Consider the following 18326-nt stretch of genomic DNA (forward strand, 5'->3'; position numbering starts at 1 on the left):
GTGCTCAGGCTCCTGTGGTGGCGGGGATGGCTCCGGTGACGGCGCCGACGGCGGTTTCGAAGCGTTCCAGGCCGAGGGTGATTTCCTCGGCGGTGACGACCAGGGCGGGGATGAGGCGTACGACGTTGCCGGCCGGGCCGCAGGTCAGGGTCAGCAGGCCCTGGGTGGTGGTGGCCTGCTGGACCGCGGCGGCGGTTGTGGCGTCGGGGGTGCCGTCCTCGGTGGTGAATTCGATGCCCTGCATCAGCCCGCGCCCGCGGACGTCGCCGATGACGGGGAAGCGGGCCTGGATTTCCTTGAGGCCGGCCTGCAGCTGCTCGCCGCGGATCCGGGAGTTCTCCACCAGCCCTTCTTCCTGGACCACTTCCAGGGTCGCGACGCCGGCCGCGGCGGAGACGGCGTTCCCGCCGTAGGTGCCGCCCTGGGATCCGGGCCAGGCCTTGGACATGGTCTCGGTGGACGCCGCGATCGCCGAGATCGGGAAGCCCGAGGCGATGCCCTTGGCCGTGATGATGATGTCCGGGGTGGCGGTGGAGTACTGGTGGCCCCAGAACCTGCCCGTGCGCCCGACCCCGGCCTGGACCTCGTCGAAGATCAGCTGGATGCCGTACTTATCTGCACGTTCGCGCAGTCCTTCCATGAACGCCGGCGGGGTAGGCAGGTAGCCGCCGTCGCCCAGGGCCGGTTCGATCAGGAACGCGGCGGTGTCATTGGGGGCGGTGCGGGTCTGGAACAGGTAATCCAGTTCCTGCAGCGCGAACGCCACCGCGGCCGCCTCGTCCCAGCCGTAGCGGTAGGCGTAGGGGAACGCGGACATGTGCACCCCGGACATCAGCGGCGAGAACCCGGCCGAAAACTTCGTGCCCGCCGTGGTCAGGGACGCCGCGGCGACCGTGCGGCCGTGGAAGCCGCCCTGGAACACCACAATGTTCGGCCGGCCCGTGGCCATCCGCGCCAGGCGGATCGCAGCCTCCACAGCCTCAGACCCGGAGTTGGCATAGAACACCGAATCCAGCCCGGCCGGCAGGACCTCGCCCAGCTTCTGGGTCAGCGCCAGCAGCGGCTGGTGCATCACAGTGGTGTACTGCGCGTGGATGATCTTGCCCACCTGCTCCCGCGCCGCCTCCACCACCTTCGGATGGCAGTGACCGGTGCTGGTCACACCAATACCGGTCGTGAAATCCAGATACGCCTGACCATCGGTGCCGTAAATCCAGGAACCAAGGGCATGATCAACGACAACAGGCGTTGCTTGCTTCAGTGCAGGGCTAAGAGAAGTCATGCAGATAATTCTCCCTCAAATTGCCCGATTGTCAACAATAGTCACCACTTCCTGGTCCCTAAAGGTGCTTCCCATCACCTTGAAGAGCATGGTCGCGGTCACTCAAGGTGCTGCTATTACCGTAGGTAGGATTGTTGACAATCGTGATTCCCGCCACATAGCCTGAGAGCACGGAACAGCAAAACGCACTGTTATCAACTCCAACCAGGAAGTAACCAAACATGGCGCGGTACATCAACATCACCCTCGAGAAGCGGGGAGTCACCTGCAAGGCACTCCTTCACGACGACGTCGCCCCCCGCACCAGCAAGGCGGTCTGGGACGCCCTGCCGCTCAGCGGCCAGGTGTTCCACGGTAAGTACGCCCGCAACGAGATCTATAACCTCGTCCCGGCCTTCGCCCCGCAGGAACCGGGGGCCGAGAACACCACTGTCACTCCCATCCCCGGAGACGTCTGCTACTTCACGTTCACGTCCAACGACCTGAAGACGCCCTCTCACGGTTACGAGCAGGATTCCGACACCGACGCCGTCCAGACCATCGTGGACCTGGCTGTGTTCTACGGACGCAACAACCTGCTGCTGAACGGCGACACCGGCTGGGTTCCCGGGAATGTGTTCGCCACCATCGTTGAGGGCCTCGACGAGATGGCGGCAGCCTGCCAGGACATCTGGATGGGCGGCGCCCGCGACGAGACGCTGACGTACTCCCGTGCGGTTGACTCCACTCCCTAGGGACGCACCCACGATTACCCGCAGCCGGGCCGCTTCCAGCGGCCCGGCTGCATTGTTTTCCGGCGGAAGCGCCAACAAGCCAGCGGAAGCAGAAGTACGGCCGGCTGCACGAAAGGTGCAGCCGGCCGTTCTGGATTTGCCGTTCTTCATTGTCAGGCTAGGGCCTACGGACGCGGTTTGAAGGAAGCTGTCAGCTCCGGCCGTGCCGCAGGCACATCAGGGCGTAGGCGCGGGCTGCCGCAACGAGCTCTGCGATGCTCACGGACTCGTTCACCTGGTGCGCCTGGTCGTTGAGTCCGCCGGGGCCCATGACAACAGCCGGGACGCCGAGGTCGCGGACAATGAAGCCGCCATCGCAGGCAGCTGTCCAGCCGGTGACCGCGCTGTCCACGCCGGCGTCGGCCAGCGCGGAGACGGAGTTCGCCACCAGCGGATGGTCCGCCGGCGTACGGAAGCCGGGCATCTCCATGGTGACCTCCGCCGTCACGGAGATGCCGTCGGTATCGATGCCGGCTTCGCTGATCCGCGCCCGGAGCCTGTCCAAAATCAGGTGCGCGTCGTCGTCGGGCATGAGCCGCCGGTCCAAGGACACGGTGCATTCGGCCGCCACCATGGAGGTGCCGGTGCCGCCACTGATGAGCCCGATGTTCCAGCTGCCTGCGCCGAGCAGCGGGTCCTGCCCGGCCTGCAGCCGGGCGTGATCGTCGCGGACCAGATCCAGGATCTTCGCGGCTGCATCAATCGCGTTCCGGCCGTCCGCCGGCCGGCCGGAGTGGGCTGACTTGCCGGTCACTTTCAGTTCAATGTAGCTGTCCCCGCGGCAGCCGATCACCGTCTCGAGGTCGGTGGGCTCGGCCACCACGCACGCCGAGTAGGAAAAGAGCGGGTCGGCCAGTGCGACGGCGGTGTATGCCCGGATGCCGATACCCAGGTCCTCCTCGTCCACCGTGCATGCCAGCGCAGCGTTGAAGGGCAGGTCTGCGCCTGCCTCCTTGAGTGCCTTCAGCGCGATGACGACGGCGGCCAGGCCGCCTTTCATGTCGGTTGACCCTCGGCCGAAGAGCCGGCCGTCCCGGACATAGGGTTCGAGCGGCGGCCGCTCCCAGCCGTCCCCGGCGGGCACGACGTCGGAGTGTCCCAGGAACAGCAGGCCGGGCGCCCGGCCGCCGGGCAAGACGGCCGTGAAGTTCGGCCGTCCCGGGGCGACGGTTTCCGTGGATACGTCCAGTCCGGCGGCGCGGCAGAAGTCTTCCAGGACCGTTACTGTTGCCGCTTCCGTCCCGCCGGGGTTTTCGCCCCCGGCGGCCACGAGAACCTTGGTAAGGGCAACAAGATCAGGCTCGCTGATCAGGTTCAGGACCCTGTGTTCCAGCAGTTCCCCGTCCCGCAGGTTGTTCCCGAGCACGTGCGTGTCAGGGACGGAACTCATACCGGAGCCCCGGCCTTCAGTGCCGCCAGCTCCCGGTCCATGGCGTTGCGGAGGCGGATGATGCCCTCCTCGGCCCGTTCGGGAGTGGTGGATGCGAAACAGAGCCGCAGGGCGTCGTCGAACTTTCCGCTGGCGGAAAGGGCCGGTCCGGGGATGAAGGCGACGCCTTCTGCCAGGGCCGTCTCGAAGAGCTTCCGCGTGGAGATCCGGGCGTCCTCACCCTGGAGGGTGAGCCACAGGAAGAAGCCGCCTTCAGGATCGGTGGTGGTGACCCTGTCGCCGAGGTTCCGGCGCAGGCTCTCCTGCATCGAGTCTTTGCGGCGCTTGTACTCTGTGCGCAGCCCTGCGAGGTGGTTGTCCAGTCCACCGCGGCGAATGAACTCGGCAACGATGTGCTGCGCAGGAACGTTGGTGCACGTGTCCATCGCCTGCTTGGCGTTGATCACCAGCTGCCGCAGCGCCGGGTCCGTGTCCACCCAGCCTACGCGCAGGCCTGGGGCCAGGATTTTGGAGAACGTGCGGACGGAGAACAGCAGGGGATCGCCCGGGCTGAGGGCCTGCAGGGATGGCAGGTCCTCACCCTGGAAGCGGAGCAGACCGTAAGGATCGTCGTCGATGATGACGGAGTTCCAGTCGTGGGCGAGTTCCAGCAGCTGGTGGCGGCGCGGCAGGGAGAGGGTGACGCCGGCCGGGTTCTGGAAGTTGGGAATGGTGTAGATGGCCTTAGGTGTTCGGCCAGCAGCGGCAATCAGGTCCGGGAGGGCCTCGACGATGAGGCCGTTCTCGTCAGTGGGTGCTTCGAGCAGTTCGGCCCCGTAACTGAGGGCGGTGGCGCTGCCGTTGGTGTACGTGGGGCTTTCCACGATCACCAGGTCGCCGGGGTTGATGAAGAGCTTGCAGGCAATGTCCAGCCCCTGCATGCCGCCGGCGGTGATGGTGACGCGTTCCTCGGAAGTGGGGTCCGAGGTTTCCGCCAGGTAGTCCACCAGGGCCTTGAGGAGCACGGGTTCACCCTCGGTGGCGCCGTAGGTCATGGAGCTGTGATCCAGGACCTGGTGGGCGATGTCGCGGAATTCCTCCAGCGGCACCGCCTCATCGGCCGGGGAGCCCATGGCGAAGCGGACAATGTCGTGGGTCTGTGAGGCCAGCAGGGAAGTGCTGGAATCGATGACGGAACCGACGAGGTCGGCGGCACGGTCGGCGAGGGGAAGCACTGCGCGGGAGCGGGTGGCGATGTGGTCAACGGTCATGACCTAGCCGCCTTTCTGGATGAGTTCGCGGGGGAAGCTGGTGAAGGTTTCCACGCCGTCGGCTGTGACGCGGATTGATTCGGAGAGTTCGTAGCCGTAGTTGTCCATCCACATGCCGCCGATGACGTGGAAGGTCATGTTCTCCGCGAGGATGGACTCATCCTCGGAGCGGATGGAAATGGTGCGCTCGCCCCAGTCGGGGGGATAGCCGACGCCGATCGAGTAACCGATGCGGGACGGCTTTTCCAGGCCGTACTTGGCCAGCGTCCAGTTCCAGGCGCGGGCCAGTTCGCGGACAGGAACGCCGGGCTGCACTTCGGTGAGTACGGCGTTGAGGCCGTCCGCGACGGCGTCTGCCAACTTGGCCAGGCGCTCCGGCTTTTTGCCGAGGGTCAGCGTCCGGGCCAGGGGTGTGTGGTAGCGCTGGTGGGCGCCGGCGAGTTCGATTACCACCGCCTGTCCCGCTTCGAAGCGGTTCTCGCTCCACGTCAGGTGCGGGGTGTCCGCAGCTTCACCGGTGGGCAGCATCGGCACAATGGCCGGATAGTCACCGCCGATGCCGCCGGCACCCTTGATCTGCGCCTGGCTGATGGCTGCTGCGGCGTCGCACTGGCGCACGCCGACGTCGATGGTCTCCACGGCGGCCTGCATAGCCGCCATGCAGACCTGCGCTGCGCCGCGCATCAGCTGGATCTCGGCCGGGGACTTGATGGAACGGACCCAGTTGACCAGCTCGAAGCTGTCCACGAGCGTCCATTCGGGAATGGCGTTGACCAGGGACCGGTAGGCCTTGGGGGAGAAGAAGTGCGAGTCCATTTCCAGGCCCACGCATCCCTTGGCGGCCGGGGCAATGAGGTAGCGCTCACGAAGGGCGAAGGCCACCCAGTCGAAGGGATGCACGTGCGGGCGGTGGACGTACTGTTCGGGGTAACCCACGATGCATTCCTCGGGCAGCCAGGTGGTGCGGGACGCGCCGCCGGCGTCCATGGCCCGGGTAAAGAGGAGCATGGGTCCGTCGGCGGGCACGAAAACCAGCTGCGGGGTGTAGAAGGACCAGGCGTTGTAGCCGGTCAGGTAGTAGATGTTGGCCGGGTCGGTGACCAGCAGGGCGGAGAGACCCTGCTTGGCCATGCGCACACGAACACCGGCGAGCCTGGCGTCGTACTCCTCTTGGCTGAACAGCAAAAAGACACCTCCGATAGAAATAGTAGATTGTTCACAAAGTAGCCTTTGTGGTGTGAATCACAAAACTGCGGACGTTTGTGGTGAGCGCTGTCAGACCGTTCTGACGTAGCCGCGCTCCTTGTCCACCACGTTGGCCAGCTCCTGGCCCGAGGACCGGCGCTGAAGGTTGGCCAGGAACTGGTCGGCCAGGGCATCGCGCCAGCCGAGAACGTCGCCGCACATGTGCGCGGACATGTGCACGTTGTCCATCTTCCAAAAGGGGTGGTCTGCGGGGACCGGCTCTTCGGTGAATACGTCCAGCGAGGCCGCGGCGATCTGCCGCTCTTGGAGGGCCTTGATCAGAGCTTCTTCATCCACAAGTGCCCCGCGGCCCACATTGACCAAATGTGCTGTCGGTTTCATGGCGGCCAAGACATCGGTGTTCACCATGTTCCGCGTCTGCTCCGTAAGCGGCGCGATGAGCACCACGTGGTCTGCCCAGGCTGCATTCTCGGCCAGCTCGGAGCTGGCATGGATGGCGCCGAAGTCGGGATCGTCCCCGCGGGGCGTGCGTCCGATGCCCTGAACCTCGAGTCCCACTGCACGGAGCAGCCTGGCGGTGGCGCGGCCGATTCCTCCGGTGCCCACCACCAGGGCGTGCGAGCCCTCGGTGCGGGTGAGTTCCCGGTGCCGCCAGACGGCCTGCTGCTGCAGGGCCTTGCTGAGGTGGAGCTGTTTGTCGTGGGCGAGGATGGATGCCAGCACGAACTCGGCGATGGGCCGGTCAAAAGTTCCATGCGCATTGGTGACCACCACGTCGGAGCGGCGCAGCTCGTCAAACATCATGGCGTCCACGCCGGCGGCGGCCACATGGACCCACTGGAGGGAATCTGCGTTCGGCCAGGCCTCCTTGAGGGCTGACGAGAAAAAGTCCCAAAGGAACAGGATGTCCGCACCCCGGGAGGCTTCCGCGAGGCCGGCGGCATCGGTCAGGACGACGTCGGCGCTGGATCTTATGGCGGCGAGGTTATAGGGGCTGGGCTGGCCTTCCGCGACGAGTATGACAACACGGGGGATTCGCTTATTAGTGTTACTCACGCCACAACTATATCCGGATCGCATGATTGTTGACAATAAGCGGATCGGCTGTGCACCATGGAGCGCATGACTTCTCTTAGCCCTGCACTGAAGCAAGCAACGCCTGTTGTCGTGGATCATGCCCTTGGTTCCTGGATTTACGGCACCGATGGTCAGGCGTATCTGGATTTCACGACCGGTATTGGTGTGACCAGCACCGGTCACTGCCATCCGAAGGTGGTGGAGGCGGCGCGGGAGCAGGTGGGCAAGATCATCCACGCGCAGTACACCACTGTGATGCACCAGCCGCTGCTGGCGCTGACCCAGAAGCTGGGCGAGGTCCTGCCGGCCGGGCTGGATTCGGTGTTCTATGCCAACTCCGGGTCTGAGGCTGTGGAGGCTGCGATCCGCCTGGCGCGGATGGCCACGGGCCGGCCGAACATTGTGGTGTTCCAGGGCGGCTTCCACGGCCGCACGGTCGCCGCGGCGTCCCTGACCACGGCGGGCACGAAGTTTTCGGCCGGGTTCTCGCCGCTGATGTCCGGGGTGCACATGTCCGCGTTCCCCTACGCCTACCGCTACGGGTGGGACGAGGCGGCCGGGGTGGCGTTCGCGCTGCAGGAACTGGACTACCTGTTCCAGACCCGCACCGCCCCCAATGACACCGCCGCGTTCCTGATCGAACCGGCCCTGGGCGACGGCGGGTACCTGCCTACCCCGCCGGCGTTCATGGAAGGACTGCGCGAACGTGCAGATAAGTACGGCATCCAGCTGATCTTCGACGAGGTCCAGGCCGGGGTCGGGCGCACGGGCAGGTTCTGGGGCCACCAGTACTCCACCGCCACCCCGGACATCATCATCACGGCCAAGGGCATCGCCTCGGGCTTCCCGATCTCGGCGATCGCGGCGTCCACCGAGACCATGTCCAAGGCCTGGCCCGGATCCCAGGGCGGCACCTACGGCGGGAACGCCGTCTCCGCCGCGGCCGGCGTCGCGACCCTGGAAGTGGTCCAGGAAGAAGGGCTGGTGGAGAACTCCCGGATCCGCGGCGAGCAGCTGCAGGCCGGCCTCAAGGAAATCCAGGCCCGCTTCCCCGTCATCGGCGACGTCCGCGGGCGCGGGCTGATGCAGGGCATCGAATTCACCGCCGAGGACGGCACCCCCGACGCCACAACCGCCGCCGCGGTCCAGCAGGCCACCACCACCCAGGGCCTGCTGACCCTGACCTGCGGCCCGGCCGGCAACGTCGTACGCCTCATCCCCGCCCTGGTCGTCACCGCCGAGGAAATCACCCTCGGCCTGGAACGCTTCGAAACCGCCGTCGGCGCCGTCACCGGAGCCATCCCCGCCACCACAGGAGCCTAGGAACGCAACGGCTGTGCCCTGCGCGGGCCTCCATGACTGGAGGTGCGTGCAGGGCACAGCCGCGTCCTCAAGCCAGCATTATGAAGCTGTTTCACGGCAGCCAAGCTGTCACGAGGCCGCCCCGGGACTGGGCTGGCGCCGGCTGTTGCTCCGGTTCTGTGCGCTCCGGTCCATACTCGCCCGGACCGGTCCCGCCTGGTCCTGCCCCGGCGTCCGCGTCCAGTGACAGGACCCGGCCGTACGTCGCACACAGCTCCTCAACCGTGTGCCCGCTGCAGCGCCAGCCTGCTGGTTCGAGCAGCTCCACCGGGTCCGGCGGGTCGGCCCGCGCCAGCAGTTCGCTCATGGGCAGGCCTGTCTGCTCACTGAACTCGCGCAGTTTGGCTTCGATGTCGTCCGTGCTCGGCAGGGGCACGGCGCGCTCTATCACCGCCCGCGATCCCGGCGCCGACAACGCCGCCACTTCCTCCAGCACGGCACGCTGGGAAGCGGCATCCAGGTAGGGCAGCAGGCCTTCGAGGACCCACGTGGTGGGCTCCCCACGGTCAAAGCCTGCGGCGAGGAGTTGCTCGCGCCACGGCAGGGACAGGTCCGCGGGCACGGAAATCAGTGCACACCTAGGCTCCGTAGCAAGCCGGCTCAGCACGTGCGCCTTGAACTTCAGGACGGTGGCGCTGTCGATTTCGATGACCCTGGCACCGTCCGGCCAGTCCAGCCGGAACGCCCGGGTGTCGAGGCCCGCCCCGAGAACCACGGTCTGTACGGTGGGCGTATCGGACTGCAGGAAATCGTCGATGAACCGCGTCCGCATGCCGATGTAGATGGACGCCAGCAGAAGAGGCTGCTGCAGGGGAGGGGCCTCCGCCGGTTCCGCCGGCCACACTGTCGGCAGGTCCAGATGGGAGCGCGCGGCCACCACCAATGCAGCAGCGAATCGATCCGTCACAAGCGCGTCGGCCCGTGACGTCTCAACGGCACGGCCCGCGGCCACGGCAAGGGCCGTCCATGGCAGCCCTTGGTCCTCGAGTTCGGTACTGCCTGTAGGTTCAGTCATGCCTGGCCTCCCCGCCGTCGTGGATCCCTGTTGGCGAGCCTACCCCGTGGTGGCTACGACGGTTCGCAAACGGCTTTCCGGCGCAGACCGGGCGGGGCTCCGGTTCAACGGCCGGCGATCCCCATGCCTGTCATGCCTGCGCGGGGTTGTCCCACCAGCCTTCCCAGGCGGAGGACGTGAGCTGGCCCTGGGGAAAATCGGTGTTCGATCCGGCCTCGCCGAATGCGGAGTTCCCATCATTGGGTGAGGAATTGAAAAACAGGTTCAAGGTATTCCAAAGCATGGCTATTTCCTTTCAATTGACCTGCGGATGACACTCTCTCAGGTATGAATTAGCGTAGCCATGGCATGTTTCATGGCGTCGCCTCCACGTTTCGTTTTTGTATCCGTATGCTCACATGGCATCGCAGCACCGAATCCCGGAACTGTCAGGCCAGGAGCATGCGGACCGTGTTGCGCATCGTGGAGGCAACCAGCGAGGCGTCGTACCCCGCCGCCTTGGCAACCGCGATGTCTCGCGCGGTTGTCCCGCGGAATGCCGCCGTTGAATTCATTGAAATCTTCATATTGCCCCTCCAGAAATGTACGACGGCGTACTCCTCGGCCGCCCGTGCCCTCACCGGCCGTCGCGCTCGCCGCAAGAGAGCTAGCCTCTACTCCCGGCGAGGTTTTGTCGGTTTGTCATTACTATTGGAAATCGACGAAGGAGCAGTAAGCAGGTGGGAGGCCGGAAAAGAGCCCAGAGTTTGATCAGCGGTCCGGCCTACGCCAGAAGCTTGGCCACCAACTCCCCGCGGCTGCCCACGCCCACCTTCTCGAACAGTGCCTTCAGGTGGTCGTGCACGGTGTAAGGGGAGATGAACAGGTGGCTGGCCATCTCCGCCGTCGTCGAGCCGGAGATGACCTCCAGGCACACCTCGCGCTCGCGGGAGGTGGCGCCGTACGCCGCCAACAACAGGCTCACCAGGTCGCGGGTGGTGACCGGCTCCACCGTGACCACCATCTGCCCGGGGTCGTCCCCGGTGATGAGGCGGCTCCCCTGGAGCACCACCCAGTTGCCGCCGGCGTCGCGCATCCTCGCGCGGGCAGTGCCTGACATAGCGGCTCGGGCCCCTGCCACCACGCCATACAGGACCATGTTGAAGCGGCCGGGCGCCACGTCCTCCAGTTCGGCCAGCCAGGACGCCGCGGCTGCCGTGCCCGCGCGCAGCTCTCCGTGTGGGCCCACCAGGACGATCACCGGTCCGTCGGTACTTCGCTGTGCCCGGTGCCCGGCCCGCACCGCGACGCGGGTGGCCGCGGCCAGGGTGGCGGTGATTGCGCCAAGGAATTCCACTTCGCGGTCGCTGAAGTCCTGGCTCTCCCGGAAAAGGCTGCCTACTCCCCAGCAGACATCCTCCAGCCGGAAGGCCGCCCGGAGTTCATGCTCCAGTCCCTGCGGATGCAGGAGGTCGTTGAGGCGGACGCTGCGGACGACGTCGCGGTGCGGGGCATCGGAGATCCGGGCGACCGGGCGAGGCCGAAGCACCAGCTGGGTGAACGTGTTCGGCTCGGAACCCGCGTACTCGGATTCTGCGAAGCGCAGGCCGAACTCCTCGGGTACGGGCCACTCATGCCAGTTGGTGACCGACGTCATCGCCAACGTGCCGGGGTCGACGCCGGCCCAGCAGGCTTGCTCGAAGGGCACGGCCTGGCGCACCGCGGCCTGCGCCGAGGCATGCAGCTCCGCCACGCCCAGACCGCTGGCGGCCAGCGCCGCGATTTCGCGCCGAACACGCTCCGCGCGTTCCTCCCACATACGTCCAGTATCCGGCCGGTCCTCTCGGGCGCAATCCCCTTTGGAGGGGATATCGGGGAGTGGCCCCAAACCCCGACGCCGGGGATGGGAGCTGCCGGACCGCCGTCGTACTGTTCGATCAGGGGCACGAATTCATCTAAGGCGCTGTTCCACCAAAGGCGCCCGTCCGCACAAACCGGGAGACGGCCATCATGCTCTACCTGCACAGCAACCGCGGCGCGGTAAGGGGCCGGCGATGAACGCGGCGGCCCAGTTCTTTGCGTTGCTCGCGGCGCTGATCTACGTCCTGGTGTTCCCGCTGGAGAGCTTCCTCATGCACTATCCGGCCGTGCAGAAGTTCCTGAGCACGCCGGAGAGGAACGTTCCGGCCGTCATGATGTGGGCAATCCCCACCGGGTTCCGCAACCTGCTGATCGGTCTGGGCGTCATTGCCGGTGTGGTGGCGGTGAACACCGGATACATGGTGGTCGGCTACACGCTGGTGATCTATTGCTGCGCGAACATGGTGCTCAGCGGTGCCACCATGGGCCTGGCCGACTGGCTGGGGCACTACCCGAAGAAGGGGGACAGCGTGCCGGGAACCCTCGCCTCGACGGTGCCGGCGCTGGTTGCCCTGATTGCGCTAGCGTTCTGACCGGCGCCCCGGTGACCTCGGTCCCCAGGAGCTGAGGAGGGCAAGGCCCGCGGCTACCGCGGCGCTGAGCACCACCGCCCCCAGCCAGAGCGAGACCGGCCAGCGGATGGCGTCCGTCACCGCGAAAGCCACGAGTTGGCCCGTCCACAGCAGCGCCGCGATTCCTGCCGTGACCGCCGGCAGGCGGCTGCCCAGCCACACGTCCGGCACACGGGTCAGCAGCAGGTCGACGACGACGGCGGCCACCGTCGCCCCCGCGGCTCCGGCGATCGAGTAGGGACGCAGGCCGATCATCACCACGGGCAGCCAGGCCGCCGCCACCACCAGCAGGGTGACGATTCCGCGGGCGGGGCGCCGGGCGGCGGAGAGCGTGAAGAGGAAGGGTGCGATGATCAGCGCGGTGGTCAGCAGGTAGCTCATCAGGCTGATGATCACCGGCATCTCCGCCTGGATGCGGCCGGGCGTGCCCACCGGCAGCGGGGTGAACACGGCCGTCGGCCCCGGCCGGACGAAGATGGAAGCGTAGACGAGGAAGAACGCTCCGAGCCCGGTCATGAGTACGACGGCGAACATCGCCGCCGGGGTCCACGTCAAGTCCCCGGGGTGGCCGGCTGCCCGGGCGCTCCGCACGGCGGTGCCCAGGATGAGGAAGAGGCTGAAGCCGAGCAGCAGGTGGGTGGGGCTGACCAGGGCATCCAGCGAGACCTCGATGCCCAGCAGCTCGTGCCACAGCAGGTCCAGGCCGCCGGCCAGGCCGAAGAGGACCACGCCCACCGCGGTCCCGCGATAACCGGGCGGAGCAGCCTGCAGCAGAGGCTGCCCGGGCGTCCGGTTCCGCCAGATCACGACGGCGGTCCACACCGCCGTCGCCAGCATGCCGGAGTAGAGGGCCGCGTGCCATGGCGTGAAGAACGTCTCGAGGCTGGGCAGGTTAATGTGCGCCCAGCCATCCAGGAAGATAGCCAGCAGCAGCCATAGGCCCAGGAGTTCCGTGACCAGGTCGCGGCGGCTGTCGGTGCCTGTGTTGCGCGCAGTCTCGAGCATCGTTTCCCACCTCCACGGAGTCTCATCTGATAGGGAGCCATCAGGTGAGGGGATGGTACTGCTGCGCCGGTGGGGTCACAAGGGAAGGACCGCGGCGGGCCTGGTGGAAGAACGTCTCCAGCCGCTAGGGGGCGGTGACGGCGTCGTATGCGTCCACCCGGCCATGTGCCCAGTAGGTGCCCGTGCCAAAGACATCGTCGTCGGCGCTTGATTCCACGATTGACCGGACTGACGCATTTGTGGCGCCGGGGTGGGAGCTCCAGGCAAGTGCGGCAGTTGCAGCGACGATGGGTGAGGACATCGAGGTCCCGTTGCCCACGTCGTAACCGAAGGAGCGCTTGTTCTGCGTCCCGATGACAAATTTGTGGTTCGGGAACGTTGAGTAGACGTTGACTCCGGGTGCCGCGATGTCCACCCAGCTGGCTCCATAGGTTGAGAAGTCTGCTTTGGCGTCCTTGTTGTCCGTTGCGGCAACGGCGATGACGTTGGGGTAAGCGCCCGGGTAGATCTTGGTCTGGTTACCGCCGTTGCCTGCTGCGGCAACCAGCACCACACCCTTGCTCCAGGCGTTGTTAACGGCGGTTTCGAGGGTGCGTGACGCCCGTACTCCGATGCTCATGTTGATCACCTTCGCACCGTTGCTGACGGCCCAGTTGATGCCGTTCGCAAGGCCTGAGCTGGATCCGACCCCGCTGTCGTTGAGGACCTTGCCGGCCAAAATGGTGCATCCCGGGCAGACTCCGGCCACACCGGCGGTGTTGTGGGTGGCGGCGACAATACCGGCCACGTGGGTCCCGTGGCCATAGTTGTCTTCATTGCTCGTTGCACCGCTGAAGTTGGCCCTCAGGACGACCTTCGGGTTGATGTCGGTGTTGTCGGTTGCGACCCCCGAATCGAGGACAGCCACTTTAATGCCGTTTCCAGTGGTGACGCTCCATGCTTCGACGGCGTCCACATCGGCGTCCGGTTCGCCGGCGGGCACAGAGATGGTGCCATCGGTGTTGGTAAACGATTGGCCCGTGTTCTGCAGGGCGTACTGGCGGGGGAAATACTGGTCCGCTGTTGTGGCAGTTACCTGCTCGTCCGGCTCGGCGTACTCGACTGCCGGGTTCCGGTTCAAGGCGTCGATGAGCTGGGATTCCTTGCCCGCCGGCACCTTGATCAGGTGAGCGCCCGTGCTCCCGATGTCAGATCCCTCGCTGAGGCCCTGCTGGCGCAGCAGGCCGGCCGCCGCGCCGTTGTAGCGGAACTTAACGATGATTTGCCCCGTGATGTTGGATGGCTCGGGGGGTGCGGCGTTGCCCGTGGCTGCCACGTTGATGGCGCCAAAGCCCATAACTGCCGCTGTAATGCCGGCGATCATCATTTTTTTCATGGGGTAATTTTGCGTCAGCCTGGACCGGCTGGATAGACCTGTCCACAAATGAACACGGGGCCTCAGGTGTTTGTGAGCACTGCGATTACGCCGGTACCCCGGCCCGGACCGCCGGCTCTTCCTCTGGTACCTTTGGCCTGGCAAGCCAAAAGGCAGGGCGGCTGAGCCGCCCTGCCTGTGGTGCGTACGGGTTCATTCCTGCGCCCGGCTTTCGGGCTACCTGTTGCGATGGAGTGCAGGGCCGTTCCGTCCGCTTGCCGGATGTGAATCCGGCAATCCTGCCTGCCGGCGGTCACCGGCGGGCAGCAACCCTTGCGTGTTCCATCCGGGGTTGGGTCACATGATGCCGGTGGGTACCAGCAGGGCCCAGGCCAGTGCCGGAGCCGCCAGGACCACGCCGCCGGCGTACATCATGAGCTGCCTGTAGACGCGCTGGCGGTCATTGTCCCGTGCGTTGGCGACGACGAGGGCGCCGTCGGTGGAGAAGGGGGAGACGTCCACCACGGTGGCCGCGATGGCGAGTGCTGCGACAGTTCCGGAGGCGCTCAGCGAACTGGTGGCCAGCAGCGGACCGGCCAGGGGGATGAATGCGGTCAGCAGCGCGGTGGAGGAGGCGAAGGCGGATCCAACACCGATGACGTAGCAGAGGACGAGGGCGATCAGGAGCGGGGCGCCCAGGGCGAGGGCCTGCTCGGCGAGGGTATCGATGACGCCGACGTGCTGGAGCAGGGAGACGTAGGTGATCATGCCTGCCACCAGCAGGACGGTGGACCAGGAAATGCCGCCGATGAAGGTCTTGTGTTCCTTGATGTTCACGAAGGCCAGGAGGAGGCCGGCGGAGAGGGCGACGAAGCCGATGGGCATGTGGAAGCCCAGGGTGCAGACGAGGATCACAGCGATCAGTGCCAGCGTGAAGATCTGCTGGCCGCGCGGACGGCTGTTGCGGGGTGTGTCGAGGCCTGCGTATTCGTTGGCGTGCTTGTCGCGCAGCTTGCCGAGGAGGGTGAACAGCACGATGGTCAGGGCCGAAAGGATGAGGTTGAGTGCAAAGCTGGCCGTGAACAGTGCGCCCTGGGAGATGGGGAAGCCGTTTTTCACGGAGATGTCGTGCACCAGCACACCGGCGACGGACAGCGGGGAGAAGCCGCCGGCGTGGGCTCCGTTGATGACGAAGGCGCCCATGAGGACCGGGTGGATGCGTGACTCGTAGGCAAGTCCGAGGGCTGCCGGTGCCAGCAGTGCGACGGCGGCCGGGGAGAAGGTGCCCAGAGCGGTCAACGCGGCAGCCAGGAGGAAGAACACCCACGGCAGGAGCATCGTCTTGCCCCTGACGAGGCGGACGCAGGTCTGGACGATGATGTCGATGGTCCCGTTTCTTTGGGCCATGCTAAAGAAGTAGGTGACGCCGATGATGGTCAGGACGATGCTGGCCGGGAAGTCCTCAAGGATTTCCTTGTCGCTCATTCCGAGCATGAAGTAGCCGACGCCGAAGGAGGCAACCAGCCCCATGATGCCGATGTTCAGCGGCCATTTGGTGGCGACGACGAACATCACGACGAGGATGACGAGCGGGATGATCTGGGTGGCTGTCATGGTCGGCTCCGATTCCGAGGCGGCCGCGGGGTTGAACATGACACCCCCGAACAGGAGGGCGGCCAGACCCAGAATAGCGGTGGCGACTACCGTCATCAGCAGGATACGGCGGCGACGGTTGGGACGCTGGGAGCGGTCCTCGCTGGTGTCGGTGTCCAGGAGTGCTGTTTGTTCTTCAGTCTTAGTCATGATGCTGTCTCCTCGTTGAGTGGCGCTGGTCAGTTGGTGGCGCTGGCGAAGGAGGCGTCGACGGCGCTGCCGAGGGCCTCGGGGAGGTGGATGGTGGTGGTCGCGATGGTGCGGGCGGTCCGGTCGACGCCGACGAGCAGCGATCCGTCCCGTTCCTCGCTCCAGGTTTCGATCACGCCGGCCGGTGTCCGCAGCCGGAGGGTCGGGCGAACGGTGCTGCCGGTGATGTCGTTGAGTACGGTGCCCGGGGTGCGGGCAGCGAGGGTCAGCGCAATGCTGCCGGTAATGGCGAGCGCCGGGTGGGGCCTACCCATCGAGAGCATCATGACGCTGACGTCGCTTTCCGCATCTGCCTGGGCCGGTGAAGCTGCGATCGCCACCTTGGGGACGGCGCGGGGCGGCTTCGGCGGTGGTGGCTGCGAGCCCCATCCGCACTGCCGCCTGGCGACGGATGTGCTCCAGCGTCTCCAGCTGCAGCTCTACCCCGGCGGACCAGGTGTCATAGCGCTCCGGGTCAAGGCCCAGGTCCTCAGCCCGGAGAATCACTACAGGCGCTCCGGCGTCGACCATGGAGACGGTCCAGCGGGTTCCGCCGGCCGTGATGGTGTCCGAGGCTGAACCCGTGGGAAGCAGCTGGCCGGTGGTTTTGCCGGCAGGATCCTGGAAGCCGAGCCCCACCCGGTACCCGGGGAACGGGACGCCGGGCATCTGGGCCTGCGGGACGATCGGCAGGGCACCGGACGGTGTGGACACGCGCTGGATGATGATCTGGCCGGTGTTGGTGTTGCGGGTAACAATCCGTGTTACGTCGCCGGTGGGCACCACCCAGCCCTTTTCGATGGCGTAGAGCCCAACCACTGCCGAGCAGTTGCCGCAGTTGCTGCCCCAGTCAACAGAGGCCTCTTCGATGCCCACCTGGGCAAAGGTGAACTCGACATCAACGTCATCGTCTGCGGGGCGGTGAAGGATCATCGCTTTGCTGGTGGTGGAGGTGGCCCCGCCAACGCCGTCGATCTGCCGGTGGTCCGGGCTGCCGAACAGCCGGGGAAGCAGCACATCCGGGCTGGTTCCCGTCTCGTCCAGCTGTCCGGTTTCGAAGACCCAGCACTTGCTGGTGCCTCCGCGCATCCACTCCGCTTCGATCTTCATGATCCCGTTCCTTGCTTCTCTACCGGCCCGAGATGTTCGGAGCCTTAGTTCGAGATTGAGTCAGATCACAAATGAAGACAATGTTGGAGTTCTGTTGGTCTATGTAGCGTTACTTCATTCATGGAGTTTCAAAGGCTCAAGGCCTAGTGAAAACGCCCTTGGGTGTCCGGACTAAGCCGCCACTTCCCGTGGATGAAGTGCCGACTGCATAGAATGAACCATCGGAGGAGAAGGGTGAAGAAGTGGTTAACGGTGAAGCCCAAGATTTATTCGATATCCGGCGGCTGGCGCTGCTGGTGGAGGTCGTCGAACAGGGATCGATCACTGCCGCGGCCGAGCTGATGCTGTACACGCCCTCGGCGGTCTCCCAGCAACTGCGGAAGCTGGAGCAGGAAGTCGGGCAGCCTCTCCTCAACCGCCGTTCCCGCGGGGTCGTCCCCACGGAGGCTGGCCAGGTGCTCGCCGGCCACGCCCGCAAGATCGTCGGGCAGATGCGGGCTGCGCAGTCCGACCTGGACCAAATCGCCGGACTCAAACGCGGTTCCCTGACCGTGGGGACGTTTCCGACTCTCGCCGGGTCATTCATGCCGGTTGTCATCCGGGCCTTCAAAAAGAGGTACCCGGCAATTGGCCTTTCCCTGCGAAGTGCGCGCTTCGAGGAGCTTGTTGCTGACCTGCAGTCGGGAGTCACCGGGCTGTGCCTGCTCTGGGACTACCCCTGGAACCGCTTTCATGACGATTCCATCCGGATCACCGAGGTCTTCCAGGAAAGCACCGTCCTTCTGGTGTCCCGTGGGCACCCGCTTGCGGACCGCGACGAGATCCGAATGGAAGAGCTCCGGAAGGAATCGTGGATCGTGCGGGCCGAGGCCCACCCCGTGGTGGAAGTGCTGCAGCGCTCCGCCCATACGGCCGGGTTCGAGCCCACCATTGGCTTCCTGGCCAACGACTACCAGGAAGCCCAGGCGATGGTGAGCGTCGGGATGGGCGTGGCCATGGTGCCGAAGACTGCTGTGGCCCTGCAACACCCTGACGTCCGGGTCATTAGCCTCGGCTCCGCAGCACCCTTGCGGCGGGTGCTGCTGGCCCAGCGCCAGGACAAGGTCTACGCCCCGGCCGAGGTGGCTTTCCATTCCACTCTGCTCGAGATCGCGCGCGAACATGCCGGAGACTATCTGTAGCGGCGGCG

General features: G+C 65.9%; 16 protein-coding genes and 1 pseudogene. 4 read left to right on the forward strand and 13 right to left on the reverse strand.

Annotated elements, in window-relative coordinates:
• Positions 1-4 precede the first annotated feature (4 nt).
• Complete coding sequence (locus QFZ33_RS06380) at positions 5-1282, reverse strand: aspartate aminotransferase family protein (RefSeq protein WP_307025851.1); 1278 nt, start codon at positions 1280-1282, stop codon at positions 5-7.
• Positions 1283-1503: 221 nt separating this feature from the next.
• On the opposite strand from QFZ33_RS06380, the gene QFZ33_RS06385 reads away from it, so the two are divergent.
• Positions 1504-2016: a DUF3830 family protein gene (locus QFZ33_RS06385; protein ID WP_190607779.1), complete on the forward strand. Its 513-nt coding sequence runs from the start codon at positions 1504-1506 to the stop codon at positions 2014-2016.
• 190 nt (positions 2017-2206) lie between these two features.
• Here the strand turns inward: QFZ33_RS06385 and QFZ33_RS06390 are convergent, their stop codons facing one another.
• The 4 genes from QFZ33_RS06390 to QFZ33_RS06405 all read right to left on the reverse strand — a co-directional run bounded on the left by QFZ33_RS06390 (position 2207) and on the right by QFZ33_RS06405 (position 6957).
• On the reverse strand, positions 2207-3445 hold the full coding sequence (locus QFZ33_RS06390) for a M20 family metallopeptidase (RefSeq protein ID WP_307025853.1): 1239 nt from the start codon (positions 3443-3445) through the stop codon (positions 2207-2209).
• Positions 3442-4695: an aminotransferase-like domain-containing protein gene (locus tag QFZ33_RS06395; protein WP_307025855.1), complete on the reverse strand. Its 1254-nt coding sequence runs from the start codon at positions 4693-4695 to the stop codon at positions 3442-3444. Before QFZ33_RS06395 ends, QFZ33_RS06390 begins: the two co-directional genes overlap by 4 nt.
• Positions 4696-4698: 3 nt before the next feature.
• Positions 4699-5880 carry a M24 family metallopeptidase gene (locus QFZ33_RS06400; RefSeq protein ID WP_307025857.1) on the reverse strand — a complete coding sequence of 394 codons (1182 nt, stop codon included), beginning with the start codon at positions 5878-5880 and terminating at the stop codon, positions 4699-4701.
• Between the two features lie 90 nt (positions 5881-5970).
• A complete protein-coding gene (locus QFZ33_RS06405) occupies positions 5971-6957 on the reverse strand; it encodes a D-2-hydroxyacid dehydrogenase (protein WP_307025860.1) in 987 nt (328 codons plus the stop codon).
• A gap of 66 nt (positions 6958-7023) precedes the next feature.
• On the opposite strand from QFZ33_RS06405, the gene QFZ33_RS06410 reads away from it, so the two are divergent.
• A complete protein-coding gene (locus QFZ33_RS06410; protein ID WP_307025863.1) occupies positions 7024-8301 on the forward strand; it encodes an aspartate aminotransferase family protein in 1278 nt (425 codons plus the stop codon).
• 91 nt (positions 8302-8392) lie between these two features.
• Here the strand turns inward: QFZ33_RS06410 and QFZ33_RS06415 are convergent, their stop codons facing one another.
• The 4 genes from QFZ33_RS06415 to QFZ33_RS06430 form a co-directional block, all read right to left on the reverse strand.
• Positions 8393-9355 carry an SAM-dependent methyltransferase gene (locus tag QFZ33_RS06415; RefSeq protein ID WP_307025865.1) on the reverse strand — a complete coding sequence of 321 codons (963 nt, stop codon included), beginning with the start codon at positions 9353-9355 and terminating at the stop codon, positions 8393-8395.
• A gap of 130 nt (positions 9356-9485) precedes the next feature.
• Complete coding sequence (locus tag QFZ33_RS06420; RefSeq protein ID WP_214847748.1) at positions 9486-9638, reverse strand: hypothetical protein; 153 nt, start codon at positions 9636-9638, stop codon at positions 9486-9488.
• Positions 9639-9783: 145 nt separating this feature from the next.
• Positions 9784-9921: a hypothetical protein gene (locus QFZ33_RS06425; RefSeq protein ID WP_307025868.1), complete on the reverse strand. Its 138-nt coding sequence runs from the start codon at positions 9919-9921 to the stop codon at positions 9784-9786.
• A gap of 197 nt (positions 9922-10118) precedes the next feature.
• The gene (locus QFZ33_RS06430; protein ID WP_307025870.1) at positions 10119-11153 is read right to left on the reverse strand and encodes a helix-turn-helix transcriptional regulator; all 1035 of its coding nucleotides are present in this window, start codon (positions 11151-11153) and stop codon (positions 10119-10121) included.
• Between the two features lie 235 nt (positions 11154-11388).
• Here QFZ33_RS06430 and QFZ33_RS06435 point away from each other — a divergent pair, with 235 nt between their 5' ends.
• Positions 11389-11787, forward strand: coding sequence for a DUF1304 domain-containing protein (locus QFZ33_RS06435; protein WP_307025872.1), 399 nt, complete (start codon positions 11389-11391; stop codon positions 11785-11787).
• On the opposite strand, the gene QFZ33_RS06440 is transcribed toward QFZ33_RS06435, so the two are convergent.
• The 4 genes and pseudogenes from QFZ33_RS06440 to QFZ33_RS06455 all read right to left on the reverse strand — a co-directional run bounded on the left by QFZ33_RS06440 (position 11776) and on the right by QFZ33_RS06455 (position 17137).
• Positions 11776-12831: a hypothetical protein gene (locus QFZ33_RS06440; protein ID WP_307025874.1), complete on the reverse strand. Its 1056-nt coding sequence runs from the start codon at positions 12829-12831 to the stop codon at positions 11776-11778. The genes QFZ33_RS06435 and QFZ33_RS06440 overlap by 12 nt on opposite strands.
• 124 nt (positions 12832-12955) lie before the next feature.
• The gene (locus QFZ33_RS06445) at positions 12956-14206 is read right to left on the reverse strand and encodes a S8 family serine peptidase (RefSeq protein ID WP_307025876.1); all 1251 of its coding nucleotides are present in this window, start codon (positions 14204-14206) and stop codon (positions 12956-12958) included.
• A gap of 336 nt (positions 14207-14542) precedes the next feature.
• On the reverse strand, positions 14543-15988 hold the full coding sequence (locus tag QFZ33_RS06450) for an SLC13 family permease (protein ID WP_307025877.1): 1446 nt from the start codon (positions 15986-15988) through the stop codon (positions 14543-14545).
• Between the two features lie 29 nt (positions 15989-16017).
• Positions 16018-17137 (reverse strand): annotated as a pseudogene (locus tag QFZ33_RS06455) (PrpF domain-containing protein).
• Positions 17138-17379: 242 nt separating this feature from the next.
• On the opposite strand from QFZ33_RS06455, the gene QFZ33_RS06460 reads away from it, so the two are divergent.
• Positions 17380-18318: a LysR family transcriptional regulator gene (locus QFZ33_RS06460; RefSeq protein ID WP_307025879.1), complete on the forward strand. Its 939-nt coding sequence runs from the start codon at positions 17380-17382 to the stop codon at positions 18316-18318.
• Positions 18319-18326 lie beyond the last annotated feature (8 nt).

Source organism: Arthrobacter globiformis (assembly GCF_030815865.1).
In the GTDB taxonomy this organism is placed as follows: Bacteria; Actinomycetota; Actinomycetes; order Actinomycetales; family Micrococcaceae; genus Arthrobacter; species Arthrobacter globiformis_B.